The 7,753-nt window shown below is 65.7% G+C and carries 8 protein-coding genes and 1 pseudogene; 7 read left to right on the plus strand and 2 right to left on the minus strand.

The window, feature by feature from the left end; genetic code table 11:
* Positions 1–15 precede the first annotated feature (15 nt).
* Both greA and HNP02_RS33830 read right to left on the minus strand, forming a co-directional pair.
* Positions 16–504: a transcription elongation factor GreA gene (greA, locus tag HNP02_RS33825; RefSeq protein ID WP_184445039.1), complete on the minus strand. Its 489-nt coding sequence runs from the start codon at positions 502–504 to the stop codon at positions 16–18.
* Positions 505–711: 207 nt separating this feature from the next.
* Positions 712–1,134: a DUF4307 domain-containing protein gene (locus HNP02_RS33830; RefSeq protein WP_184445040.1), complete on the minus strand. Its 423-nt coding sequence runs from the start codon at positions 1,132–1,134 to the stop codon at positions 712–714.
* A gap of 129 nt (positions 1,135–1,263) precedes the next feature.
* Between HNP02_RS33830 and mca the strand changes: the two genes are divergently transcribed.
* From mca to HNP02_RS33865, 7 genes and pseudogenes are all read left to right on the plus strand, one after another.
* On the plus strand, positions 1,264–2,130 hold the full coding sequence (gene mca, locus HNP02_RS33835; protein WP_184445041.1) for a mycothiol conjugate amidase Mca: 867 nt from the start codon (positions 1,264–1,266) through the stop codon (positions 2,128–2,130).
* Positions 2,127–2,414, plus strand: a complete 288-nt coding sequence (locus HNP02_RS33840; protein WP_184445042.1) for a hypothetical protein — start codon at positions 2,127–2,129, stop codon at positions 2,412–2,414. Before mca ends, HNP02_RS33840 begins: the two co-directional genes overlap by 4 nt.
* Positions 2,398–4,392 (plus strand): thioredoxin domain-containing protein, encoded by a 1,995-nt coding sequence (locus tag HNP02_RS33845; protein WP_184445043.1) that lies wholly within the window; start codon positions 2,398–2,400, stop codon positions 4,390–4,392. Before HNP02_RS33840 ends, HNP02_RS33845 begins: the two co-directional genes overlap by 17 nt.
* A gap of 10 nt (positions 4,393–4,402) precedes the next feature.
* Positions 4,403–4,777, plus strand: a complete 375-nt coding sequence (locus HNP02_RS33850; RefSeq protein ID WP_184445044.1) for a nuclear transport factor 2 family protein — start codon at positions 4,403–4,405, stop codon at positions 4,775–4,777.
* A gap of 288 nt (positions 4,778–5,065) precedes the next feature.
* On the plus strand, positions 5,066–5,896 hold the full coding sequence (locus HNP02_RS33855; RefSeq protein ID WP_184445045.1) for a hypothetical protein: 831 nt from the start codon (positions 5,066–5,068) through the stop codon (positions 5,894–5,896).
* A gap of 31 nt (positions 5,897–5,927) precedes the next feature.
* On the plus strand, positions 5,928–7,100 hold the full coding sequence (locus HNP02_RS33860) for a hypothetical protein (RefSeq protein WP_184445046.1): 1,173 nt from the start codon (positions 5,928–5,930) through the stop codon (positions 7,098–7,100).
* Positions 7,100–7,753, plus strand: a pseudogene (locus HNP02_RS33865) (hypothetical protein); the annotation flags it as partial. The gene HNP02_RS33860 and the pseudogene HNP02_RS33865, both read left to right, overlap by 1 nt.

Below are 7,753 nucleotides of genomic sequence, written 5' to 3' on the forward strand. Positions count from 1 at the left end.
CGGGGATACCGCGAATCAGGAGTGGTACGGCTCCGCCTTGACCAGCACGACCTTCACGGTGTTGCCGCTGGGCACGGTGTACTCGCGGGTCTCCTTCTCCTTGGCGCCGATGAGCGCGCTGCCGAGGGGGGAGTTGGGCGAGAAGACCTCGAGCTTGCCGTCGCTGACGCCCTCCTGGCGGGTGGCGATCAGGAACGTCTCGGTCTCGCCGTCGTCGTACTTCACCGTGACCACGGAGCCGGGTAGTGCGACGCCGGACTGCGTGGGCGCCTCGCCGACCTTGGCGTTGTTCAGCAGCTCCTGCAGCTGGCGGATGCGGGCCTCCTGCTGGCCCTGCTCGTCACGCGCCGCGTGGTAGCCGCCGTTCTCGCGGAGGTCGCCCTCTTCGCGTCGGTCGTTGATCTCCGCGGCGATGACCGGTCGGTTGGCGATGAGGCCGTCGAGTTCGGTCTTCAGCCGATCGTGTGCTTCCTGGGTGAGCCAGGTGACCTGAGTGTCGGTCATGTCGCGCTCCTGTCGTTCGTCTCGCGCTGTTGGCGTAAGAAAGTTCCCCAAATGCCGCGATCGCAAGCGCATACCCGCGCGTTAAAGCAGCAATACACGGCTCCATCCAGGAACCGTGTATCCGACCATGCTACCACCGCCAGGTCAGCGGATCTTTACGTATTAGCTTTTCGATGTTCGTGCGGTGGACGCTCGAACGCCGGTTCGTCAGGGCGCCACGAGGTAGGCGGGAACGTCGGTTCCGCAGCCGTAGACGTCACCCATCACGGGCCGCTGACTGGTCTTGACGATGGCCGTCACCTGCACCGTTGCGGCCGACGACGGCGGAACCAGCACCTCGCGGCGGCCCGTCTCGCCACCATCGATCGACCGGGCCCGCACGATGCACACGACCGCGCGGGAGGGGTCCTTGCGGGTCACCGAGATGGTCACCTCGGCGGTGCCGTCGTCGACCAATCGGTAGCCGCCCAACTCGCCTTTGACGTCGCCCGTGCCGAGGCGCTGAAAACCGACGACTGCGACCACGACGCCGATGGCGAGAATGATGACGAAGAGGCCGATTGCCAGCCGGCGACGGGTTCGGCCCGACAGCTTTTGCCGCCCGTAGCGGGCGACCGGACGGTCGATCATGTGCGGTGCGTCGCCCCCTCGGATGGGTCTGAGTTCGGATCCGTCTGCTCGGACTGGAACTATAGGACTACCCGAGACTGTTGGAACGGTCCGTACGAGTCCCGACGAACCAAGATCAGGTAGGTACGAGTGAGCGAACTGCGCTTGATGGCGGTGCACGCCCACCCGGACGACGAGTCCAGCAAGGGTGCTGCAACCACGGCCAAGTACGCGGCCGAGGGTGCGCGCGTGATGGTCGTGACGGTCACCGGTGGCGAACGCGGGGACATCCTCAATCCGGCGATGGACTTGCCGGACGTGCACGGCCGGATCCACGAGGTCCGGCGCGACGAGATGGCGAGGGCCGCCGAGATCCTCGGTGTCGAGCACAGCTGGCTGGGTTTCGTCGACTCCGGGCTGCCAGAGGGCGACCCGCTGCCGCCCCTGCCGGACGACTGCTTCGCAGTGGTGCCGCTGGAGGGGCCGACGGAGGCCTTGGTGCGCCTCATCCGCGAGTTCAGGCCGCACGTGCTGACCACCTACGACGAGAACGGTGGCTACCCGCATCCCGATCACATCCGGACCCACGAAGTGTCCATGGCCGCGTACGAGGCGGCAGGCGACCACGTGTTGTTTCCCGACGCGGGCGAGCCGTGGAGCGTCTCGAAGCTGTACTACAACCACGGCTTCCTGCGGAAGCGGATGCAGTTGATCCAGGACGAGTTCGCCAAGCACGGCATGCACGGGCCGTTCGACAAGTGGCTGAAGCACTTCGATCCCGAGCTCGACGTCTTCGCCAGCCGCGTGACCACACGGATCGAAGCCTCGAAGTACTTCGAACAGCGCGACGACGCCCTGCGCGCGCATGCCACCCAGATCGATCCGAACGGCGACTTCTTCGCCGCGCCGATCGAGTGGCAGCAGCGGTTGTGGCCCACCGAGGAGTACGAGCTGGCCCGCTCCCGCGTCCCGGTCAAGCTGCCCGAGGACGACCTGTTCGCCGGGATCGACCCGTGACCCAATCGCTGGTGCTGATCGCGGGTCTACTGGCCGATGAGGTCCCCCGCGACACCGGGCCCGACTTCGGCAAGGCCAGCCCGTTCGGCCTCGTCATCGTGGTGATCCTGCTGATCGGCACGTTCCTTCTGGTGTGGTCGATGAACCGACACCTCAAGAAGCTGCCGGAGTCGTTCGACCGCGATCACCCCGAGCCCGACCAGGCCGTCGATGACGGCACGGTCGACTTGCCCGGCAGCGCGGCGACCGACGACGGAACCCCGCGGCGTGAGCCAGGGAGCTAACGCCCTCGGGGCGGCCACCAGCCCGTACCTGCGCCAGCACGCCGACAACCCGGTGCACTGGGTGGAGTGGTCGGCGGAGGCGCTGGCCTCTGCGGCGTCCCGTGACGTGCCGATCCTGTTGTCGATCGGGTACGCGGCGTGCCATTGGTGTCACGTGATGGCGCACGAATCCTTCGAGGACGACGAGGTCGCCGCGGCCATGAACGCGGGATTCGTGTGCATCAAGGTGGACCGTGAGGAGCGGCCCGACCTCGACGCGGTGTACATGAACGCGACGGTCGCGCTGACCGGCCAGGGTGGCTGGCCGATGACCTGCTTCCTCACTCCCGACGGCCGGCCGTTCTTCTGCGGCACGTACTACCCGAAGGCGGGGTTCCTGCAGCTGCTCGCCGCGGTGTCGGAAACCTGGCAAGTACGACGCGACGAGGTGGAGCAGGCGTCCGACCAGATCGCGGGGGAGCTGCGGTCGATGGCCTCCGGGCTGCCCGGCGGCGGCCCTGCGCTGGCGCCCGAACTGTGCGACCACGCCGTGGCGGGCGTGCTGGCCGACGAGGACGTGGTCCGTGGCGGGTTCGGCCGCGCACCGAAGTTCCCGCCGTCGGCGCTGCTGGAGGCGTTGTTGCGCAGCTGGGAGCGAACCGGGGCGTCGTTGGATGCGGTGGAGCGGACCTGCACCGCGATGGCGCGTGGCGGCATCTACGACCAGCTCGCGGGCGGGTTCGCGCGATACAGCGTCGACCCGTCGTGGGTGGTGCCGCACTTCGAGAAGATGCTCTACGACAACGCATTGCTGCTGCGGGTGTACGCGCACTGGGCGCGACGCACCGGAAACCCGTTGGCGCGCAAGGTGGCCGGTGAGACCGCGCGGTTCATCATCGACGATCTCTGTGCGGGCGGCATGTTCACCTCGTCGCTGGACGCCGACACCGCGGGCGTGGAGGGCCTGACGTACGTCTGGACCCCTGCGCAGCTGCGCGACGTGCTCGGTGACGACGACGGGCGTTGGGCCGCAACGTTGTTCGCCGTGACCGACGAGGGCACCTTCGAGCATGGGAGTTCGGTGCTGCAGATGCCGGTCGACCCGTCCGACGTTGAGCGGTTCGCGCGGGTCCGGGCTCAGTTGTCTTCGGCGCGGGCTTCTCGGCCGCAACCCGGGCGCGACGACAAGGTGGTGACGGCGTGGAACGGTTTCGCGATCACCGCGCTGGCCGAGGCATCGGTGGCCTTGGAGTCACCCGAATTGCTTTCTGCGGCAACGGCATGTGCGCGGGCGATCGTCTCTCTACATCTGGTCGACGGCCGGCTGCGACGCGCCAGCCTCGGCGGCCGCGTCGGCGATAGCGCCGCCATCCTCGAAGACCACGCCGCGTTGGCGACCGCACTGCTGACGCTGTTCCAGGTGACCGGCGATGGGCAGTGGCTCGATACTGCTTTGTCGCTGTTGGACATTGCGCTGGATCACTTCACCGATCCCGATCGCGAGGGGCGGTGGTTCGACACCGCCGACGATGCCGAGAAGTTGATGGTGCGCCCGTCTGATCCCGTCGACGGCGCGACGCCGTCCGGCGCGGCGTTGATCGCCGAGGCGCTGCAACTGGCCGCGCACCTGGCCCCGGCCCTGCACGCCGATCGGTATGCCGCGGCCGCGGCGGAGGCACTGTCGGCGGCGACGCCACTCCTGGTCAAGCAGCCGCGTTCGGGAGGTCACTGGTTGGCGGTCGCGGAGGCGGCGGTGCGCGGGCCGATCCAGATCGCGGTGGCCTGCGACTCCCCCGATTCGGAGCTGTTGGCGGCGGCCAGGGCGTTGGCACCGGGCGGAGCCGTCGTCGTCGGAGGTGCGGTGGACTCGTCGGAATTGCTGATCGGGCGCAACCGGATCGGCGGGCGCGACGCGGCCTACGTATGCCGCGGCCGGGTGTGCGATCTGCCCGTGACGACCGCCGAGGAACTCGCTTCCGCGCTGGGCGCGGCCGTGTAGCGTGCGGCACATGCCGAGCGCCGAGCTGATTACACAGACCGTCAACCGCTACATAGAGCTGGTCACCAGCGGCACCGCCGACGACATCGTCGAGCTGTACACCGACGACGCCACGGTCGAGGATCCGGTCGGTGGCGGCGAGACCCACATCGGTCGCCAGGCCATTCTCGGGTTCTACAAGACGATCGAAAGCGCTGGGCGCGAAGCGGAGTTGCTTGCGCTGCGAGTCGGCGGCCACGAGGCGGCCTTCATGTTCGCGCTGACCGTGACCGTGGGCGACGCCAAGATGCGGATCGAGCCCTTGGATGTGATGTCGTTCGACGACGCCGGCAAGATCACCGCGATGAAGGCCTACTGGGGCCCGGAGAACGTTACCCAGCTCTGAGGGGTTCTTTAGCCCCGGCCCAGTTCTGAGGTCGGAATTCGTGCATTCGGGCCGGTGGGGGCTCGGGTAGCATTTGCTGCACGAACTGTGGAGGGGATGCCGATATGCGCCGCCGTGCCGATCCGTTTGCGGCTTGGTGCTGTTCGCGTGTTTCTGGAGGTGGCAGAGCGGCGTTCGTGCTGCGAATTGACGGGTTCGGAGAGCTTTGATGGTCCAGTCGAATACTTTGCTGAAGGCGATGGCGGTCCGCAGTGTTTGCAGTATGGATCTGAGTGATCGGGGGCGCAGATGACTGAGTTGAGAGTCGATCCACCAGAGCTGACGTCCGGGGCTACGGGCCTGCAAGAGGCAGCCAACGGCATTCCGGAGCCTCTAGCGCCGTTCACGTCGACGGGCACCGACGCGTTGTCGTCCATCCTCAACACCCTCACGCAATCGAAGGAGTCACCGCTTGCCGGAATGCCGGCGACCAAGGCCGACGCGCTGGCGACCGTCCAAAAGATCCTGCAGGCGGCTGGAATCTACGAGCAGACCGATCAACAGATCGCCGACAGAGTCCGCGCGGCGACCGAGGGCCTCGACCCTGCCGCGGGCGGAGCCCCCGGCGGCGGGGGCGGCGCACCAGCGGGTGGTGGCGGAGCTCCGGCCGCGGGTGGCGCGAGTCCAGCGGTTGGTGCCGGTACCTCGGGTGCCGGTGGTGCAGGTGCTGGCGGTGGCGCCGATCAGTTGCAGCAGATGATGAGTATGCCCATGCAGATGGGGCAGCAGGCGGCACAGATGGCGCAGCAGGTTCCGCAGGCGATCATGCAAGGCGTTCAGGGCGCGGTGCAGCAAGTCAGTCAGCTGGCCGGCGGACTGGGGCAGAAGGGCGACTCCAAGGCCGACGGCAAGGAGCAGCAGCCCGTACCGGCAGAAGACGAGAAGAAGGACGACAAGGACAATGGGCGGCACGCTGCGCCCGAGGGTGCCGCAGCCGGGACGAACAACGCCGAACGGGCGCCCGAGGGAGCTCCGCCGAAGCATGCCGCGCCGGCTCCGCCGACCGAGGCCCCGCCGGTTCCGCCAACGGGGGCTGCGCCGGGACGCCCAGCGACCACCGATCCTGGAATTGTGTTGTGACCGTGGGTTTTTCTGACACGAAGGTGTGCCGATGACGTTGCCTCCCCCGCAGGATCCGTATGGTCCTCCGCCGCAGGTTGGTGGAGCGCCGTCGTGGGGAGCGCAGGCTGCCGGATATGGCGGGCAGTACGGCCTGCCGCCTCAGGGTCCGCCTGGTGGCCCTCCGCAGTGGGGGCAGCAGCCGCAGTGGATGGGACCTCCTGGTCCGCCTCCGGGTAAGGGTGGTCGCGGCAAGTGGATATTGGGTGGTCTCGCCGTTCTGGTCGTGGTCGTGCTTGCAGTGGTGATCACCGTGCTGGTGATGCGGCCTTCTGGCAGCGGCGGACCGACGCCGACGCCGACAAATGCAAACTCTGATTTCGCCAGTGCCAACGACACTGGGCCGGTCAACATCATTGCCGAAGACCCGACATGCGAGGCGTGGGGCCGAATAGGGCGGGAGTATGCAGGCAAGTTGGCGGCGGTTAACTGGGCTGGCGCGGACAAGTCGGTACCAGCTAGTGCATGGACACCAGACCTGCGAACGATGTACGAAACCGCGAGCACGGCGATGAGCCAGGCGGCAGACCAAACGGTTAATCTCGCGAAAAAGACCCCGCATCGAGTGATGCGTGAACTCTACGAACAATTCATTGCATACACACATATGTTCGTCGATAAGATCCCGTCCTACGTCGCGAGCGATGAGAACTTTTCTGTGGTTACAGATGCAATAGGAAATGGACTGAACAGCATATGTTCGGCAATTTCCTATGGGTCCGCGCCACCTCTCGCGCCATTGATCGCAGACCCGGCACCGCCATCAAATTTGCCCCCCCTAGGAGATCCCGCAACGCCGACGGTGCTCCTAACGTCAGTCAACTCAATCTGTGCTGAGTGGGCATCAGAGGTGTCAAAGATCGATGACAAAACTAAAGCTTGGAGATCGATCGATCCCCAGATTCCGGCTACCGAATGGACTCCCGATCAAAGGGCGGTGAACGATGCCGTTGCATCGGTCATGTCTTCAAATTCTGATGAATTGGAGAAAATGGGTCGACAAAGTGGTAATTCGACCCTCGAGGATATCGCAATACTAGCCGCGCAGTACCAACGCGCGTTTGTGAAAACTGTCCCGACATATACACCGGCTGACAATTTTCTATCTGTCGCAACGACGTTCCTAGTAAAGGCGATTGACTGGTCCTGTAAGGCAGCGGAATAATGGCGAGCACGCGTGCCAACGGCACTACAGGCGCACCGAGTAGCGGTACCATAGGCGCCAGGGCTGGCGAAAAGCCAGCAGGCGAGCATGCCGAGAAAATGGTTGGCCCGGGCGCGTGGCCGGAAACGGGTGAATCGGTATTCACCGATCGCGCGACTCAACTAGGCGAGAAGTTAGCGGCGCTTACGGGTGCTCTCGAAGGTTGGGGAAGTCACCAAGCATCCATTTTCAACGGCATTCACGTCTGGTCTGGGGTTGGGGCTAGCGCCGCTGGCGGCAACGTCGAGGCCAATGCGCAGGCGATGCGGGACCACGAACAGCAACTTCGCGACGCCATCGGCTGGTGCAACGAGGCAGCGGGCCACATCGGAACTGCGAAAGAGTCGATCACCGACAACGTCAATGCGGGGATCGACGAAATCAACCAGACCCTGGACGCGGCGTCACAGTCTGACCAGGATCCGACAGAGGCGATCGACGCCATCGTCCAACGCAAGTACGGCGAGAACGTTGCAACACTCGGTAACGCAGCCAAGCTTCTGGGTTTCAAAGGTGAAGTGCCTGCTGCGCCGCCCCGTAAGCCGGGCGATTCCGGCCCAAATGAACCAAGCGGCGAGGATTCGTCCAAACCCGATTCCTTGGCTCTTTTTGGT

It is taken from the genome of Mycobacterium sp. AZCC_0083, assembly GCF_014202335.1.
In the GTDB taxonomy this organism is placed as follows: domain Bacteria; phylum Actinomycetota; class Actinomycetes; order Mycobacteriales; family Mycobacteriaceae; genus Mycobacterium.

Excerpts from the sequence above, each read along its gene's own strand:
- greA (WP_184445039.1), bottom strand. The coding sequence starts at position 504 with ATGACCGACACTCAGGTCACCTGGCTCACCCAGGAAGCACACGATCGG.
- HNP02_RS33830 (WP_184445040.1), bottom strand. The coding sequence starts at position 1,134 with ATGATCGACCGTCCGGTCGCCCGCTACGGGCGGCAAAAGCTGTCGGGC.
- HNP02_RS33850 (WP_184445044.1), top strand. The coding sequence starts at position 4,403 with ATGCCGAGCGCCGAGCTGATTACACAGACCGTCAACCGCTACATAGAG.
- HNP02_RS33855 (WP_184445045.1), top strand. The coding sequence starts at position 5,066 with ATGACTGAGTTGAGAGTCGATCCACCAGAGCTGACGTCCGGGGCTACG.
- HNP02_RS33860 (WP_184445046.1), top strand. The coding sequence starts at position 5,928 with ATGACGTTGCCTCCCCCGCAGGATCCGTATGGTCCTCCGCCGCAGGTT.